Origin of the sequence: Flavobacterium cerinum, from assembly GCF_024496085.1 — a bacterium.
Lineage (GTDB): Bacteria > Bacteroidota > Bacteroidia > Flavobacteriales > Flavobacteriaceae > Flavobacterium > Flavobacterium cerinum_A.
Window position 1 is genome coordinate 3,681,638 of sequence record NZ_CP101751.1, and the last position, 17,643, is coordinate 3,699,280.

The window sequence follows — 17,643 nt, forward strand, 5'->3', positions numbered from 1 at the left end:
TGTACTTCGGATTCTTTTTTCGATTATCCATCCGATTATAACGTTCTGTTACATTAATGGAGCCGCCAAGCGTACGAGTCGTTCTTTAAATTTCTGCATTCGGGAGCGTTTTCGCCATTGTACCGGATCAATCCGTTCGGCATCTTCGAGATCTTTATAAAACTGGCTTCGTAAAGTCGCTGCTAATGTAAAGTCATAAATAATCGCATTGGCCTCAAAATTCAGGTCAAAACTGCGGTAATCCATATTCGCAGAACCGATCATACTCAACAGTCCGTCGCAAACCATTGTCTTTGCATGAACAAAACCTTTCTGATAGCGATATACTTCCACTCCGGCTTCCATTAGTTCTTTATAGTAGGACGAAGATACAGCGTTAACGATTTTCGAATCCGAAATTCCGGGAACCAATAGTTTTACCGGTATGCCACTTAATGCCACTACTTTGATTGCATTTAAAATCGTGTCATCGGGAATAAAATACGGTGATGTTAAAAGCACTTCTTTACGGGACACGGCAATACTCTGTGCCATTGACAACATAATAGACGGTATTTTCGAATCGGCTCCGCTTACCACCGTCTGCATAATCGTATTTCCGACTCTTTCTCCATTTAATCCGGACGGAAAAAAAGTTTCTTCCGGTTGTAAAGTCTGTCCCGATGCAAAATTCCAGTCGCTTAAAAAGGTGTATTGCAAATTATATACTCCGGTTCCTTCAATACGAATTCCGGCATCACGCCAATAATAATCGTTTTCAAACCGGGGATCGTTAACATAGCGATCGCTGACATTGATTCCGCCAATATAACCTATCTTTCCGTCAATTACTACGATTTTCCGGTGATTGCGATTGTTTACGCGATTGGCTAATAACGAAAAAATGATTTTATAAAACGGATATACTTCCACTCCGTTAGTCTTTAACCGCCGGGCGAGTTTCTTGATTCCCGAGCTTCCGAAAGCATCATATACAAACCGGACAGCCACTCCTTCCCTGACTTTTTGAATCAGCAGATTTGCTATAGCATTTCCGGTTTCATCATCTTCATAAATATAATATTCCAGGTGAATGTTTCGTTGTGCTCCGGCTAAATCATCGAGTAAACGGGGGAATTTCTGTTCACCGTTTACCAACAAATCAATTTTATTATTATCCGAAATCAGGCTATTTTCATTTTTCAGCACCATTCGGGCTACAGAATCAAAATTTCCGAATAGCTCGGGTCGGGTTCGCAGAATTTTTCGGGAATTATCATTTACCGCCCGGATCACCTGAGCCAGCAAATTATCATCTTTAATGATTTTTTTGGAATAAATTTCCCGTTTCCGATAATTAAATCCGAATGAAAAGTAGACAAAAATTCCCGCCACCGGTACAAAAGTTACCAAAAGCAAATAAGCAGATGCCTTGGCCGGTGATTTGGTATTATAGATCACAATACAACAAACGGCTATTACGATCAGGTAATAAACCGCTAAAAACAGCGTACTCCACGGATTGACGAGTTCTTCCAAAGTCATGAAAGCCAATTTTACATTAAAAGTACCTTGTTTTCGTTATAGTAACAAATTTTAACAGGAAAAACAGAAGTGTTATATTTGTGAGTATCCGTATTTTAACAAAAAGTCGCAACTGATTTATTCGTCATGAAAATAAAAAAAATCTTATTCCGGTCCTTTCTTATTTTTCTGATTTCAGGAATACTACTCTATTCGGCTTCCAAAATAAGTCCGTGGCCTTCTGCATTACTCATTCGGTTCGCTTTTGATTACGGTGCAGATAAAAAGGCTGAGGCATTGGAAAAGCATTTACCCGAAAATGTGTCCACAATAAGCGATCGCCCATATGATCCAACCGACAAAGCGGTAACCCTTGACATCTATTACCCTGAAAAAAGGCTTTCAACAGCGACAATTGTATGGATTCACGGTGGCGGATGGCTGTCCGGGAATAAAAATCAGGTTGCCGGATATTGTAAAATACTGGCTTCAAAAGGTTTTACCGTTGCCAATATCGATTATACGCTGGCGCCATCGGTTCATTATCCCAATCCGGTACGCCAATTAAACCGTGCTTTGGATTATCTTATTCAAAATCGAAAAAAACTCCATATTCATCCGGAAAAAATCATTTTAGCAGGTGATTCTGCCGGAGCTCAGATTGCCGCACAAATGGCCGTGATTTTAACTTCCCCGGAATATGCCCGTCTGATTGGAATCCGTCCGAAAATAAATTCCCTCCGCCTTGCCGGCCTCTTACTTTATTGTGGCCCGTATGATATTAGTAAAACCAACGTCGAAACCGGTTTTAAAGGACTTGCAAAACCCTTATTATGGTCGTATAGCGGAACAAAAGATTTTATGACCGATCGTTATTTTAAAACCGCCTCGATCACTCCGTATCTTACCAAAGATTTTCCGCCGGCCTTTATTACAGCCGGAAACGGAGATGATTTATTAATACAATCGGAGGTATTGGCACGCGATCTTACCCGAATCGGAGTTCCTGTAACTACTTTATTTTTCCCGAAAGATTATACGCCAAAACTTCCGCACGAATATCAGTTCAATCTCGATACCGAAGCCGGCCAATCGGCGTTGGAACGTTCTGTACAATTTCTAAAAAACTTATAACGATGACTGCATAAAAAACGGATCGGTAGTAAACGTTTCAAAATCCAATCGCAACAAAGCTTCTAATTCGACAATATCCGGTGTTTTATCCGTTTCTTTTAGCTTACCCAGAAACAACAACAAGTTATAACAAGTTGTAAATTGTCCGGTAGCAATAATACTTTCTTTTACTTTTTCCGACTGATGATGCGAATCAAACCATAAAGTCGTACTCATGGTTCTGGCTTTTTCGGCTACCGAAATTAGTTTTTGAGAAGGATATAACGGGCTATTATCGATAACCGGTTGCGAATCGAAATTAACCCGGCTCAGGTCATAAATTGTATTCTGAATCACTTTATTACGATACTTTTTATTCGTAAACAAATTATCATAATACATTCTTCTGATTTGTTTCAGATACACATCATTGGCCAATATAAAAACTGATTTGGCTCTGGATTGCACCATGTGTTTTAAAATGTCAAATCGCAACTTATACAGTACATAACTGTATTTTTTAAAAACCGTATTCCAGGAACCTTTATTAGCCGGTTTTTGAAAAGCTTTCAGTATTTTGAAAAGCATAAATCCGATAACGGCAACAGAAAAAACACCCGTTAAAGTTCCCACCACATAATGCCACGGTTTCCACTCTTTTACAAGAAACCACAGTAACGGAAAAACACATCCGATTACAAAAAGAAGCGTTCCGATAATACGCAACGAAAAACCATTATACCATCGGTTTTTATAAACCGGTAAAGTATAACCGTCCATCAGATAACTACTGACATCACAACTGATAAACAGATCAAATTTTTCGTCTTTTTTTCGTCTGGCATCCGCTTTTAAAAACGATCCGATTCCCTGATTGTCCGTGATACCGCCATCCATAATTCCGAATTGCTTTTTTTCAAAGTCTTTGTTCCTTAGAAAATCCATACGGTTATAATCCGACAAGGTATATTCGTTCTCTTCATATACTATTGCATTTTCCAATGTTTCTTTGGTTAATTGCCGCGATGTAAAATCTTCAGGGAATAACATGGGTTCAAACCCGGAAGGAAAACAAGAGGAACAGGCTAATATATCGGCCAGTTTCAACTGATCTGAAACCGATTTTCCTTTCGGTGTAAAATAAATATAACGGTTTCCTATTTTGCCGACAGATCGTTTTTTATCTTCGTTTTGTGACTGAAACCGAAAGGGCAAGCCATTTGAAAACTCCGTTGCATTCACACAAATCTCTTCCAGATGCACACCCGGAGTCGGATTAGAAAACACCCCGAATGTTTTTCCGGCAAACATTTTGTCGTATACCAGACTGAATGAATTGATCAAATTACGACTTTTATGTGGTCGCTCCTTCCAGGCCGAAGGTGTATCCAGCGTCCGGATAGCATCCCCTAAAAGTTGTTCTCCTGAAAGTTTTTCGTTCAGATCCGCATAAAAAGTATCAAACGATTTTCCTTCAAAAAGGTAAGAACTATACATCAGATTGGTTATACTACCACCTGAAGTTGATGAAATATAGCGCACATTATGCAATAAAGGTTTTCCTTCATATCGAATTCTGTTAAGATAACTAAGACATCCCAGGCTATAGGCGGCAGCCCTGAATCCGCCTCCGGAAAAAGCAAGTGCTATATTTTTCATGTTTTTTGGTTTTGCCTTGCTAAAATCACCATTTACTACTGGATATGCAAATTTTAACGATTATGTTTCCGATAAATATAGCACAACAGCCGTTTTTCTTACCTGAATTAATCTTACAAAAAAAGTGGAACTAATAGTCCCACTTGATCTTTTTTAAAACAACTTGTATTAATCGAATACAATTGCTTTATCAGTGCGTTTGATCTTTACAATTTCAAAAGGTTGTGTTATAACTGTAGTAGCATCTCCTTTTCTTACGTTATCCAGATTTACCAGTATATTATCCTGCGTTTCCGCAATGTCCAATATATCAATAGTCCATCCGCCATTCATTTTTACGGCATCAAAAACGGCTAACACCTGATATTCATCAAAATTGATTTCGGTTTCCGTGAACTGGTACGTTGTGTTATTACTCGCATCCATAGCCGCTTTTAAAGCATTCCACTCTGCTTCAGTATTGATCACTAAGTTCTGCTGCGTGATATTTTCAGAGCTATTACCATAAAGGTTTCCCTTTCCTACTCTATTAAAATTCACACCCTGTTCTTGTGGCGAAAGCAGTACCGAATCATCGTTGTCATTACAGGCGATTAGCATAAGGCCTGCAAAAAGAAGTAGTATTTTTTTCATAATTATTTTGTTTTTGGTTGTATTAAAAGTTGACAAATCGCGATTTACTCTATCAAATTTAAACAAAAACAATATATAATCCACTAAAAATCAACACATAAAACAAACTGAAATAATAAAACCGGAATTATAACAATTCCGGTTTTTACTTCTTTTTTATATCAATTATTTTTTCACTTTATCTAAAGCGTCTTTTGCTTCTTGTTTTGCTTTTTCAGCACCTTCTTTAACATCTGTTGCTGCTTTGTCGGCTGCTGCTTTCACATCCTGAGCTGCTTCAGCTGTTTTGGTTTTAGCTGTTTCCCAAGCCGCTTTCGCTTTATCTACAGCTTCCTGAGCTAATTTTTCCGCTGCTTTATCGCCTTTAGCTTTCGCTTCTTCTAACGATTTTTCCGCTGCTTTAAGATCGGCTTCCAACTTCGACATATCCGAGCTGGTATCCGCTTCCATTTCCGCAGGTGCAGGCGGTGGCGCTACTTCCATTGTTTCTTCTTCCGGTTTTGGTGCTTCTTTTTTACATGATGTTGCGAATAACATTCCGCAAACAGCCAGGGTTAACATTAACTTTTTCATTAGTTATAATTTTAAAGGTTGAAACTTATATCTAAAAGTATAAAAAAATTTAATTAACTCCATTATTTTTTTTAACTAAAAAATTTTTACAAAAACAACACAACGAGAAGCCTGTCAAAAAGAATAATAATAAAAACACTCCAACCCGAACTATTATCCTTTTTTTTAACAATTTGAAATATCCCGATTCTATGTTAACCTATTAAATATGATCGTTGTTCTTTTTTCAGTCTCATATTTAGTCCGTATTTTTGTGTGCTTAAAATCTTTTACCGAATGATTACTAAGCCCTCAAATCCCATTTACAATATTCACTTTGGCTTAGTATGCCTGAGTTCTTTATTATTCTCAGCCAGTTTTAATATGCTTATCCCGGAGCTTCCCGAATACCTGAGCAGTATGGGCGGAGCGGAATACAAAGGGCTGATCATCGCTTTATTTACACTTACAGCCGGAATTTCCAGACCTTTTAGCGGTAGGCTAACCGATACCATGGGGCGCGTTCCCGTAATGGCCACCGGTTCCATCGTTTGTTTTGTCTGCGGCTTCCTTTACCCGGTTTTGAGTACCGTTTCCGGTTTTTTATTCCTTCGTCTATTACACGGTTTTTCAACCGGTTTTAAACCTACAGCAACCGCTGCTTATGTCGCCGATATTATCCCGAGAGAACGTTGGGGTGAAGCGTTAGGACTACACGGACTTTGTTTTAGTACCGGAATGGCTATCGGTCCGGCCATCGGAAGTTCGATTAAAATGTACTTTTCGATGAATATCCTGTTTTATGCCTCTTCTTTATTCGCTTTACTTTCCATATTAATCCTGATGAATATGAAAGAAACGCTCAAGGATAAAGAACGTTTTCGTTTTTCCATTTTAAAGATATCCCGAAAAGATATTATTGCTGTAGAAGTGCTACCGGCTGCTATCGTAACTTTCCTGTCCTATATTGCCTACGGAGCAATACTAACATTGATACCCGATTGGAGTCAGCATATAGGAATTGAAAACAAAGGATTATTTTTTATGGTCTACACCATTGCCTCACTCCTTATCCGCTTTATTGCCGGAAAAGCCTCCGATCAGTATGGCCGAATCCGGATTATCAAAATCGGACTTGTTTTATTAATCCTTTCACTCATCGTCATTGGTTTTGCGGATAATTTTACCGGATTGATGACCGGTTCTTGTCTTTACGGTATTGCAACGGGAATCCTTTCGCCTGCTTTAAACGCCTGGACAGTTGATATGAGTCATATTGATCATCGTGGAAAAGCCATGGCAACGATGTATATTGCTTTAGAAGCCGGTATCGGATTAGGAGCCTTATGTGCCGGATGGTACTATCAGGATGTGATTACCAAAATACCGATTATCATGTATGCCACCGCTGTGATGACAGTTGTTGCTTTAGGCTATATGTTACTACGAAAGCGAACGCAATCTATCTGACACCTGATCAATTAATGCTAATCGGCCAACAACCGATTGAGGTCGTAATATTGTTCCGGGAGATAACACAGCATTAGCGCCCACTTTGGAGTAATCGCCAACCAAAGCGCCGAATTTTTCTACACCGGTGGAACAATTCTCCGTGCCTATCCGGACCGTTATTGCTTTGTTTTCTCTTTCATTATAATGATTCGCAATAACGGCTCCCGCTTCGAAATTCACATGACTCCCTATAATACTATCCCCTATAAAATTAAAATGGGCAGTTGCGGAATCCGGAAGGATAATACTGGTTTTAATCTCACAACCCGGACCAATTTTTACCGCTTCAGACAAATAAACACCTCCGCGTAAATAGGCATGCGCGCCAACAAAACAATCTTTCGAAATAATTATCGGTCCTTTTAAAATAACGCCGGTTTCAATAACGGCAGTTTTATGGATCGCAATATCGTTGGTAATCCGATAAGCATCTTCTGATAACGTTTTGATTTTCTCCTGTATCATTTCGACCAGTCCTTTTGTGATTTCCCACGGTAGCAGGTTTTCATTTCCAGGGAAAATAATATCAAAATGATTCGTATAATCGGATAATTTCATTTGCTTTTCTATTTTGTCATTACAAAAATAAACGAAACCCAATGCGTAATTGCTAAAATTTGATTAAAATCATTGCATTATTATACCAATCGGTATATATTTGTTTTTTAATCGGATCAGTATGGGAAAAGCGGAAAAAACCAGGCAATTTATCATCGAAAAAACCGCACCGGTATTTAACACCAAAGGCTTTTGGGGAACATCGCTACAAGACCTTACCGATGTAACCGGACTTACCAAAGGAAGCATTTACGGCAACTTTAAAAATAAAGATGAAGTAGCCGTTGCCGTTTTGGAATACAATCTGGATAAAGTTCGCGCTATTATTACGGAAGCTATTTCCGAAAAGAAAAGTTATCGCGACAAACTGATGTGTTACCCGGATCTATACGAAAATTTTGCACTTCATGATTTTCCGTCCGGCGGATGCCCTATTCTAAATACGGCCATCGAAGCCGATGATACGCACCCTATCCTAAAAGAAATAGCACGTAAAGCCTTATTATACTGGAAAGACACATTAATTTACTTGATCAATAAAGGAAAAGAAAAAGGAGAATTTAAATCTGACACCGATACCGAAGAAAATGCATTGGCCATCATAGCATTAATCGAAGGTTCCCGTATGATGATCAAACTAACCGGAAACCTAAACCACAATCACGCTATAATGAATACGCTGCGCAAGCTTATTCTTGCGCTCTAATTTTTTTTAACCAAAAATATACCGATCGGTATAAAAACAAAATCATGAAAAACGTAAACATCATTTTAGCCCGTCGAACTCCTATCGGAGGATTTATGGGTAGCTTGTCGCAATTTAGCGCTACAGAACTGGGAAAAATAGCAATTTCCGGTCTTTTAGAACAAAGTACAGTACCGCCAACAGCTATTGATGCAGTTTATGTGGGCAATGTACTTTCAGCCAATTTAGGTCAATCGCCCGCCAGACAAGCAGCTTTAACAGCCGGCATTCCCGATACCGCTGATTGTACGACCGTAAATAAAGTCTGCGCTTCCGGTATGAAAGCCATAATGTTAGGCGCACAACAAATTCAGTTGGGAATTGACAATATTGTTGTAGCCGGAGGAATGGAAAGCATGAGTAATGTTCCGCATTACATTCAGCATCGAAAAGGAAACAAAATGGGAAATGATGTATTGACGGATGGCCTTTTAAAAGATGGTTTAACCGATCCGTATCAGCATTACCATATGGGAAACGCAGCCGAAATATGCGCCCGCAAGTATGCTATCAGTCGGGAAGATCAGGATGCCTATGCATTAGCGTCCTATCGCAAAGCAACCGAAGCGACACAATCGGGAAAGTTTACCAACGAAATCATTCCTATTACCCTTACGGATAAAAAAGAGTCCCGGATTCTGGCAGATGACGAAGACATCTATAAAATAATACCGGAAAAAATTGCCCGTCTTGCTCCTTCTTTTGAAGAAAACGGAACCATAACAGCTGCCAATGCCAGTAATCTGAACGATGCAGCCTGTGCTATATTACTGGCTTCCGATGAAGCTGTAGCTACCTATAATTTAAAACCGATAGCCCGAATCATCGGATACGCCGATGCTGCTCAAGCTCCCGAATGGTTTACCACCTCGCCTTCTTTAGCTATTCCGAAAGCACTGGAACAAGCACAACTTCCATTAGATGCCATTGATTTTTTTGAGATCAATGAAGCTTATGCAGCTGTAATCCTTGCAAATCAGCAAATTCTCGGACTTCCTTCTGAAAAGATTAACGTATACGGCGGTGCCGTAGCAATGGGGCATCCTATCGGTGTTTCCGGAGCGCGAATCATCACTACTTTACTATCCGTATTAGAACAGGAAAACGGGCGATATGGTGTTGCTGCAATATGTAACGGCGGTGGCGGTGCGTCTGCAATGGTTATTGAAAAACTTTAATATTATCATATGAAAAACGATGCTTTTGATTTTTTAAAACAACATATCGGTAAAGAGGTAAGCACATCTCCGTCTCCTTTTATGAATTGGTTACGTCCCACTATGTTAGTTGTTGAAGAAGGTAAACTGGTATTTCAATATACCATCCGAAATGAGATGACCAACCCTTACCGTACATTACACGGCGGAATTATTGCTGCCATAATTGACGATGCTATCGGTGCTACTTTAATTTCTTACGGTGAGCCTTATTTTTATCCGACGATAAACAATGCTATAGATTATTTCGCTTCGGCACGGGAAAATGATGTAATTCTGGCAGAAACGTCAATCAATAAAAAAGGAGAGCGGGTTGTAAATGCCCAATGCGAAATCTGGAATCAGGATAAAACACGTTTACTGGCCAAAGGTTATACCAATTTGCTCCGTACCGATATTAAATAAATTACAAAACTTACTTACTAATAAGTAAAATTTATATCTTTGTCTTCATGAAGGATACCCGATCCCATATTATCTCCCTTGCTGATCAACTGATCCGTTCAAAAGGATATAATGCTTTCAGTTATGCCGATATCTCGAAGCAACTGAACATTAAAAATGCGGCCATACATTACTATTTCCCGTCCAAATCGGATTTAGGAATGGCTGTTATTGATGATACTATGGACAAATTCCGGGCGACTATTACGGCATGGCAATCACTTCCTTATGAAACGCAATTGCACCGTTACACTTGTATGCATGAAAAAACCCGCGACAACAAATGGGTCTGCTTAATGGGCGCATTATCCCCTATTCACGACACATTATCCCCGGAGATGCAGGAAAAATTAAAAGAAATGGCAGAAAGCATTCTCCTTTGGCTAACGGATTTACTGGACAAAGGCAAAGCAGACGGCAGTTTTCATTTTACAGAAACACCAAAAGCAAAAGCCTATTGCATTCAGTCGTCTTTATTAGCTTCTTTACTTTTAAACAAGGTATTACAAAACGATGTATGCCAGGTCATTCAACAAAACATTCAGAAAACTTAGATTTTAAACGTACTTATCAGTAAAACCCAAAAATAATGAAGAGAGTTGTAATTACAGGACTTGGGGCGCTAACCCCAATTGGAAATACAGTAACCGAATTCTGGAACAACAGTATAAAAGGAATTAGCGGTGCCACAAAAATTACCCGCTTCGATGCTTCAAAATTTAAATCACAGATCGCCTGTGAGGTAAAAGATTTTACACCATCGAACTATCTTACGCATAACGAAATCAAAAGAAGCGATTTATTTACGCAATATGCTTTATATAGCGCTGCCGAAGCGATGGAAGATTCCGGATTGGATCTGACTACTATTGATCCGTTTGACATCGGTGTAATATGGGGTGTCGGACAAGGCGGAATGGAAACTTTTGAAAACGAGGTACGCGATTATACGTTAGGTGACGGAACACCGCGATTTAGTCCGTTTTTTGTTCCGAAACTAATCATCAATATGGCCTCCGGAATGATTTCAATGAAATATGGATTACGCGGAATCAATTACACTACTGTATCGGCTTGCGCTACCTCCAATACCGCAATCATGGACGCTTATAATTATATTAAACTAGGCAAAGCCAAAGTTTTTATTACCGGTGGTTCTGAAGCTCCGATTACTCCGGCCTCAATGGGTGGTTTTTCCGCTTTAAAAGCGATGTCAACCCGTAACGATAATCCGGAAGAAGCTAGTCGGCCTTTTGATGCACAACGCGATGGTTTTGTAATGGGTGAAGGTGCCGGCGCACTGATTTTGGAAGACTATGATCATGCTATAAAAAGAGGTGCTAAAATTTACGCCGAAATTGTTGGCGCTTCAATGACTGCCGATGCTTACCATATGACTTCTCCGCATCCGGAAGGTATCGGAGCTGCCAAAGCAATGCAACTGGCAATGGAAGAAGCACAAATAACCCCGGATCAGGTTGATTATCTGAACATGCACGCGACTTCTACTCCAATTGGCGATATCAGCGAACTAACTGCGGTTAAAAAAGTATTTGCTAATAGTCCTAATCTTAGTGTAAGTGCCACCAAATCGATGACCGGACACTTATTAGGTGCAGCCGGTGCTATTGAAGCGATCTTATCGATTAAAGCTATTAATCACGGTATTATCCCTCCGACTATTAATTTACACGAAGCGGACAGCAATATTCCGGAAGGCATTCATATTGTAGCCAACAAAGCACTTGAGAAAAAAGTAGATATAGCAATGAGTAATGCTTTTGGTTTTGGCGGGCATAACGGAATTGTAATTTTTAAGAAAATCTAATAATCCGATTGTTTTTTTAAACCCGACAGGTTGTAGAAACCTGTCGGGTTTAAACTGTTTTATTTCCGTTTATAATCGAATGTAGCCGGAAACTTTCGGGTTACGATATTCGGTTCCGAAAGTATCTTTTTTTCATATTTCGGACTGATTTGTTTATCCATAAAGGTTTCATCTTTAAACTTTTTATGCTCAACAATAGCCGATACTTTAACATTTACATCTATCGGTTGTACGTAGTTGTCGTTTTTCAACATTACAAAAAATTTCCCCTGTAGCATTCCCGATTCCGTAAAACGTTTGAATGTTGCAATTCCTTTTCCGAAATCATACGATTTAATCGGTTTTCCCTGTAGGTATAATTTTTTATTTTCTTCGTTTACCAAAGCATATTCAACATCTTCCCCTATGGACGGTAAAGCCAGATTGGTTACCGCGCCCGCGGCAATACCACCTAACGGACTTGTGAAAATCGTTGTAGCGCCCTGAACAGCACCGACAATCATTTTTCGGTTTTGCTGCCAATAGTCGTTACTTTCTTTTCCAACTCCAACCCAATAGGCCCAAGCCACTACTTTTTTGGTTTCATCTGCCGCAATTGCATTTACCGGTAACGTAAAAAATATTCCCGACTGACTCGGATCGAAACTGGTTTTAGCACTTACACGCTGACTTTTATCGAGTACCATTTCTTCATACTTCTTTTCAAAAGTCACGACTTTTCTTGTTTTACGAACAAAAGTGGTATCATATCCTACAATTACTTCTTTTGTAAACGAATTCCAGGTTGTATCCTGTTCCGTTATCCATTTCGTTGTAGTATTAAAATTTCGGGTATCATCTGAAACCGGTATTCGCTGAATCAATACAGCAATTTGTTTCGGTTCTTTTTCATTATTTATAAATCGGAATTTATAGACCCCTTTCTGCTGAACCGCAATAGTTTGCTTTTTTACCTTCTTAGTATCCAACACTTTATACTTAAGAATATCCGGAAATGCGGCAACCGAAACTTCACTTAACTTTTTACCGTTCTCTTCTTCAAATGTTAACACAATCTGGTCTCCATCAGCAAAACCGTACAATAACTCTTCCGTCGATCCGGGTTTTACCTGTAAAGCAATCTCAGCCACTGTTATGGATTTCTGCGCGAAAAGAACGTTTGCCATTAACAGGAACAGCAGGGTAATTTTATTCATGTAAGTATTTGTTATCTTTTATTTTTTAAAATCATAATCTCGTTCCACTTTGGCAATCCGAACTTTGAATACACGATACCAGTCGGCACGTCCTTTTTCACGGGCAAGGGTATGTTCGGCATCCTTTCTCCAGTTGGCTATCGCTTCAAGATCCGACCAATAGGATACGGTAATTCCGATTTCATTCCGAGCCGATTCGACGCCTAAAAAACCCGATTGCTGGCTTGCCAATTCAACCATCCTTTCGGCAGTTTCTCCATATCCGTTATCCACATCAGTACGTTCCGATGTAAAAATAACAGCATAATACGGTGGTTCCGGTGTTCGAGCAATCATATCATTAATGTTTTTTAGCTTCTTCCCAGAAAACATCCATTTCGGCTAACGTCATATCCGCCAATGGCTTTCCAAGTTCAACCGCTTTACTTTCCAGATACTGAAATCGTTTTATAAATTTTTTATTGGTTCGTTCCAAAGCATCTTCCGGATTTACTTTCAGGAAACGCGCATAATTGATCATTGAGAATAATACATCTCCGAATTCCGCTTCCATTTTATCCTGATCGCCTTTTACCACTTCCTCCTGTAATTCCTGTAATTCTTCCTGTACCTTATCCCAAACCTGATGCGGTTCTTCCCAATCAAATCCGACACCTTTTACTTTGTCCTGAATCCGACTTGCTTTTACCAATGCCGGCAAGCTTTTAGGAACGCCTTCCAAAACGGATTTCTTCCCTTCTTTTAATTTTAACTTTTCCCAGTTTTGCTTTACCTGTTCTTCATTTTCTACGACAACATCACCATAAATATGCGGATGTCTTTCAATTAATTTATCACAAATCGAATTGGCTACATCGGCGATATCAAAGGCTTGTTTTTCACTTCCGATTTTGGAATAGAACACAATATGCAACAATACGTCACCCAGTTCTTTTTTGATTTCTTCCAGATCATTATCCAGAATGGCATCTCCTAACTCATAAACTTCCTCGATTGTAAGATGACGAAGACTTTCCAGGGTTTGTTTTTTATCCCAGGGACATTTGGCTCTCAGATCGTCCATAACATCGAGTAAACGGCTAAAAGCATCCAGTTGTTGCTGACGTGTGTTCATAGGTTCAGAATTTGTGTAAAAATAAGAAATCCCACCCGAAGGCAGGATTATTTTTTATCTGGTTTTTCAGCGATTTATTCTTCAGTCGCTGTTTCTTGTGCTTCCGCTTCAGCCGGTGCTTCTTTCGAAACCAAACCTTTAGCTTGTAACATATTGTACCAGTTTAATACTTTTTTAATATCAGAAGCATACACTCTGTCTTCATCAAAATCAGGTAATACTTCTCTGAAATACGTTTCCAGTTTTGCATTATCCTCTTTGTGTGAAAGAGCCGGTCCGTTGTCTTCTTTTTCAGCAATAGCTCTGAAAACTTCAGCTAAACGGATTTCTCCATCATAGGTATAGATTGAAATTTCAGACAATAAGCTTACATTACTACGTAAACCAACTGTGATTTTTTTCCCGTCCAATAATGACTCGGCTACAAATCCTGTTCTGGTTTGTAATTTCAATGCATATAAACCCGGTTTTCCTGAAATTGCTAATATTCTTTCTATGCTCATTTTTCTATTTTTTTAAAGGATGACAAATATCTAATCTTTGAATTGAAAAACAAAAATTATCGCCCTTTTTTGGCAATAAATTTCATTTTATAATCCGGACGCGTTTTGCCTTCCATGATGTTCTGTAATTTTTTTGAGATTAATCTTTTTTTCAACGATGAGATTTTGTCGGTAAACAAAATTCCTTCGATATGGTCATATTCGTGTTGGATTACTCTGGCAATCAGTCCGTCGTAAACATCGGTATGCTTATTAAAATCCTCGTCATAATACTCGATCGTGATTTTTTCCTGACGGAATACATCTTCTCTTACATCCGGAATACTCAGACATCCTTCGTTGAATCCCCATTCTTCTCCTTCTTCTTTCACTATCTTAGCATTAATAAACGTCTTACGGAAGTTTTTTAATAATTCCTGTTCTTCCTGTGTCAGATCTTCACTATCGCTAAACGGCTCACAATCTATGATAAAAATACGAATCGGCATACCTACCTGTGGCGCGGCTAAACCTACTCCATAAGCATTATACATCGTATCATACATATTCGCTATCGTTTGTTTTAAATTGGGATAATCCTGCGACACTTCTTCACAAACCTTGCGCAACACTGGATCGCCATATCCGATAATAGGTAAAATCATTATTCTTATTTTAAAGGATTTATAACGGATTAAAGCGCAAAAACCTTTAATCCGTGCGCAAAAGTAATGAAAAAATACAGATTCCTGTACCGTTTATCCCGATTTGACTTTTTTTAAACATTTTTATGTAAAATCATTCTTAATTTTACTCCTACTTTTTTTACATTTTCTACCTTTGTTTTTAACACGGTTACAATGCTATATCAAATTAGAAAATTCATAGACAGTACCAACTTCACCAATGCTTTTAAAGTAACCCTCGCCGCGGTAATTCCTTTTATCGTGTTTGCCCGGTTGGGCTATTCTAATATCGGCTTTACTATCGCACTCGGAACCATATTGACCTTTCCCAGTGATATTCACGGTAATCTGAAACACAAAATTAACGGTTTACTGGTTGCTGTTTTACTCGGCACCGGTTGTACCTTACTCATCAGTTCCTGTAGCCATAATCCCTGGATATTATATCCGGTGATGGGTTTGACGTTGTTTTTTCTTTCGATGCTATCCGCTTACGGTCAACGTGCGAATCTGGTTTCCTTTTCCGGATTAATTGCCATCGCTTTAGCTTTTAGTCACGACTATAAAGGTTGGGACCTTATATTACACGGTATCTGGATTGCTGTGGGCGGTTTGTTTTATATCCTGATTTCACTTATTTTTTACTTTATTCGTCCGAAGCGTTATGTCGAATTACAAACGGTAGATTGTATTCGTCTGACTTCAAAATATCTAAAGCTACGCGGTGATTTGTGGAATATTGATGCCAACAAATCCAAGATCATTGAAAAGCAGCTTCATCTTCAGGTGGAGATTAACACCATACATGAAAATCTCCGTGAATTTCTGATCCGTAATCAAACCAGTTCTGCCAACTCGAATCATAATCGTAAAATGTTAATTGTTTTTACAACCATGGTCGATATTCTGGAACTGGCTTTATCGACATCATTCGATTATGATAAGTTACAGAAGAAGTTTGCCGAACATCAAAAAGTACTGGCAACCTATCAAAATCTGGCTTATAATCTTGCCGCCAGTCTGAAAAAAATTGCTCAAAGCATTGAAAAAGACATCAAATATACGTCCAGACATTCGTTACTGGAAGATCTGGAAGCATTAGAGAGAGTCATCGCTGCTTACGAACAGAATGTCGGTAAAGCACAGGCTTACGAAGGTGTATTAATGCTCAACAACATGTTGCATTATGCGGAACGTCAGATTGAAAAAATAAAAGTTCTGGAACGCGTTTTTTCCGATTCCATCAACCTTCAGGACTATAAAAACCGGAATAAAGACATTGAAAAATTCCTTACACCTCAAAACTACCGTTGGAATACACTGGTGGAAAATCTGAGTTTTTCGTCTACTTTTTTCCGACATTCATTACGGATGACAATCACCTTATTATTAGGTTATATCATCGGTCAGTTTCTTCCATTTCAGAATCCATACTGGATATTGCTGACTATTGTTGTGATTATGCGTCCCGGTTACGGTCTAACCAAACAACGTTCAATCGAACGGATTTTAGGGACGGTTTTAGGCGGAATTATTGCATTCGGTTTTCTATACATCACCAGTAATCATACGATATTGGGTGTTTTATGCGTTATTTCCATGCTTTTAGGTTTTACTTTTTCGAACACTAATTATAAAATCGGAGCTACTTTTATCACCATTTATGTCATCTTTATTTACGGGATATTAACGCCCAATGTAAATGAAGTAATTCAGTATCGTATTCTTGATACACTGGTAGGAGCCGTACTTTCTTTTACGGCAAGTTATCTTCTATGGCCCTCCTGGGAATTTTTAAACGTACGTACTTTTCTGGAAAAAGCAATTGCTGCGAATCGGGAATACCTCGAAGAAATCAGTCGCTTTTACAATCAAAAAGGAGAAGTGACCACTGCTTACAAACTGGCTCGAAAACACGCTTTTATTGAAATCGGAAATCTAATGGCTTCTTTTCAGCGGATGATTCAGGAACCGAAATCCAAGCAACGTCAGAAATCACAGGTTTTTAAATTAGCCGTGCTTAACCATACCTTATTATCATCACTGGCTTCGATCGGGACCTATGTACAATCCCATAAAACAACGAAGGCTTCCGAAGCTTTTAACATTGTGGTTAACACTGTAATTCACAATCTGAATCAGGCCATTGCCGTTTTAAATAATGAGGAAAGCAACTTGCTCTCTGAAGACGAAAAAGAAAAACTGGAAGTTAGTTTTTCAGAATTAAAAAGCATCCGCGCCAAAGAGCTTCATGAGGATCTTCAAAATGATGAAGATTTCAAACTCAAACTGGAGGAATCGCAATTGGTAATCGAGCAATTAATCTGGTTAACCAACTTATCTGAAAACATTTTAAAAGCCACCATTGCTTTAAAAAATAAAAATGCAGAATAAAAAAAGC

The 17,643-nt window shown here is 38.8% G+C and carries 18 protein-coding genes; 8 read left to right on the plus strand and 10 right to left on the minus strand.

Going from position 1 to position 17,643, the window contains the following annotated elements:
• Positions 1–48: 48 nt before the first annotated feature.
• Positions 49–1,524 (minus strand): cardiolipin synthase, encoded by a 1,476-nt coding sequence (gene cls / locus NOX80_RS16620; protein ID WP_256550929.1) that lies wholly within the window; start codon positions 1,522–1,524, stop codon positions 49–51.
• 126 nt (positions 1,525–1,650) lie between these two features.
• Between cls and NOX80_RS16625 the strand changes: the two genes are divergently transcribed.
• Positions 1,651–2,637 (plus strand): alpha/beta hydrolase, encoded by a 987-nt coding sequence (locus tag NOX80_RS16625; RefSeq protein ID WP_256550930.1) that lies wholly within the window; start codon positions 1,651–1,653, stop codon positions 2,635–2,637.
• Here NOX80_RS16625 and NOX80_RS16630 read toward each other — a convergent pair.
• The 3 genes from NOX80_RS16630 to NOX80_RS16640 all read right to left on the minus strand — a co-directional run bounded on the left by NOX80_RS16630 (position 2,632) and on the right by NOX80_RS16640 (position 5,481).
• Complete coding sequence (locus tag NOX80_RS16630; RefSeq protein ID WP_256550931.1) at positions 2,632–4,275, minus strand: patatin-like phospholipase family protein; 1,644 nt, start codon at positions 4,273–4,275, stop codon at positions 2,632–2,634. The two genes, NOX80_RS16625 and NOX80_RS16630, sit on opposite strands and share 6 nt — an antisense overlap.
• A gap of 168 nt (positions 4,276–4,443) precedes the next feature.
• Positions 4,444–4,908 (minus strand): protease complex subunit PrcB family protein, encoded by a 465-nt coding sequence (locus NOX80_RS16635; RefSeq protein WP_256550935.1) that lies wholly within the window; start codon positions 4,906–4,908, stop codon positions 4,444–4,446.
• Between the two features lie 165 nt (positions 4,909–5,073).
• Entirely contained in the window at positions 5,074–5,481 is a 408-nt protein-coding gene (locus NOX80_RS16640) for a hypothetical protein (protein WP_256550937.1), read from the minus strand.
• A gap of 276 nt (positions 5,482–5,757) precedes the next feature.
• Here NOX80_RS16640 and NOX80_RS16645 point away from each other — a divergent pair, with 276 nt between their 5' ends.
• Complete coding sequence (locus NOX80_RS16645) at positions 5,758–6,930, plus strand: MFS transporter (RefSeq protein ID WP_256550938.1); 1,173 nt, start codon at positions 5,758–5,760, stop codon at positions 6,928–6,930.
• Here NOX80_RS16645 and NOX80_RS16650 read toward each other — a convergent pair.
• Complete coding sequence (locus NOX80_RS16650) at positions 6,904–7,530, minus strand: LpxA family transferase (protein WP_256550939.1); 627 nt, start codon at positions 7,528–7,530, stop codon at positions 6,904–6,906. The two genes, NOX80_RS16645 and NOX80_RS16650, sit on opposite strands and share 27 nt — an antisense overlap.
• Before the next feature lie 121 nt (positions 7,531–7,651).
• On the opposite strand from NOX80_RS16650, the gene NOX80_RS16655 reads away from it, so the two are divergent.
• From NOX80_RS16655 to fabF, 5 genes are read left to right on the plus strand one after another with little or no spacing between them, the layout of a single operon-like run.
• Positions 7,652–8,236, plus strand: a complete 585-nt coding sequence (locus NOX80_RS16655) for a TetR/AcrR family transcriptional regulator (protein WP_256550940.1) — start codon at positions 7,652–7,654, stop codon at positions 8,234–8,236.
• A 44-nt stretch (positions 8,237–8,280) separates the two neighbouring features.
• Positions 8,281–9,453, plus strand: a complete 1,173-nt coding sequence (locus NOX80_RS16660) for an acetyl-CoA C-acyltransferase (protein ID WP_256550941.1) — start codon at positions 8,281–8,283, stop codon at positions 9,451–9,453.
• A 9-nt stretch (positions 9,454–9,462) separates the two neighbouring features.
• On the plus strand, positions 9,463–9,897 hold the full coding sequence (locus NOX80_RS16665) for a PaaI family thioesterase (protein ID WP_256550942.1): 435 nt from the start codon (positions 9,463–9,465) through the stop codon (positions 9,895–9,897).
• A 47-nt stretch (positions 9,898–9,944) separates the two neighbouring features.
• Positions 9,945–10,490, plus strand: a complete 546-nt coding sequence (locus tag NOX80_RS16670; RefSeq protein WP_256550944.1) for a TetR/AcrR family transcriptional regulator — start codon at positions 9,945–9,947, stop codon at positions 10,488–10,490.
• A gap of 35 nt (positions 10,491–10,525) precedes the next feature.
• Positions 10,526–11,764 (plus strand): beta-ketoacyl-ACP synthase II, encoded by a 1,239-nt coding sequence (gene fabF, locus NOX80_RS16675; RefSeq protein ID WP_256550945.1) that lies wholly within the window; start codon positions 10,526–10,528, stop codon positions 11,762–11,764.
• Between the two features lie 59 nt (positions 11,765–11,823).
• On the opposite strand, the gene NOX80_RS16680 is transcribed toward fabF, so the two are convergent.
• The 5 genes from NOX80_RS16680 to def form a co-directional block, all read right to left on the minus strand.
• Complete coding sequence (locus NOX80_RS16680; protein ID WP_256550946.1) at positions 11,824–12,960, minus strand: hypothetical protein; 1,137 nt, start codon at positions 12,958–12,960, stop codon at positions 11,824–11,826.
• An 18-nt stretch (positions 12,961–12,978) separates the two neighbouring features.
• The gene (locus NOX80_RS16685; protein WP_256550947.1) at positions 12,979–13,296 is read right to left on the minus strand and encodes an antibiotic biosynthesis monooxygenase family protein; all 318 of its coding nucleotides are present in this window, start codon (positions 13,294–13,296) and stop codon (positions 12,979–12,981) included.
• Positions 13,297–13,300: 4 nt separating this feature from the next.
• Complete coding sequence (gene mazG / locus NOX80_RS16690) at positions 13,301–14,074, minus strand: nucleoside triphosphate pyrophosphohydrolase (protein WP_256550948.1); 774 nt, start codon at positions 14,072–14,074, stop codon at positions 13,301–13,303.
• Positions 14,075–14,148: 74 nt separating this feature from the next.
• The gene (locus tag NOX80_RS16695) at positions 14,149–14,577 is read right to left on the minus strand and encodes a DUF5606 family protein (RefSeq protein ID WP_256550949.1); all 429 of its coding nucleotides are present in this window, start codon (positions 14,575–14,577) and stop codon (positions 14,149–14,151) included.
• Positions 14,578–14,633: 56 nt separating this feature from the next.
• Positions 14,634–15,221, minus strand: coding sequence for a peptide deformylase (gene def / locus NOX80_RS16700; RefSeq protein ID WP_256550950.1), 588 nt, complete (start codon positions 15,219–15,221; stop codon positions 14,634–14,636).
• 195 nt (positions 15,222–15,416) lie between these two features.
• Here def and NOX80_RS16705 point away from each other — a divergent pair, with 195 nt between their 5' ends.
• Positions 15,417–17,636: an FUSC family protein gene (locus NOX80_RS16705; protein WP_256550951.1), complete on the plus strand. Its 2,220-nt coding sequence runs from the start codon at positions 15,417–15,419 to the stop codon at positions 17,634–17,636.
• Positions 17,637–17,643 lie beyond the last annotated feature (7 nt).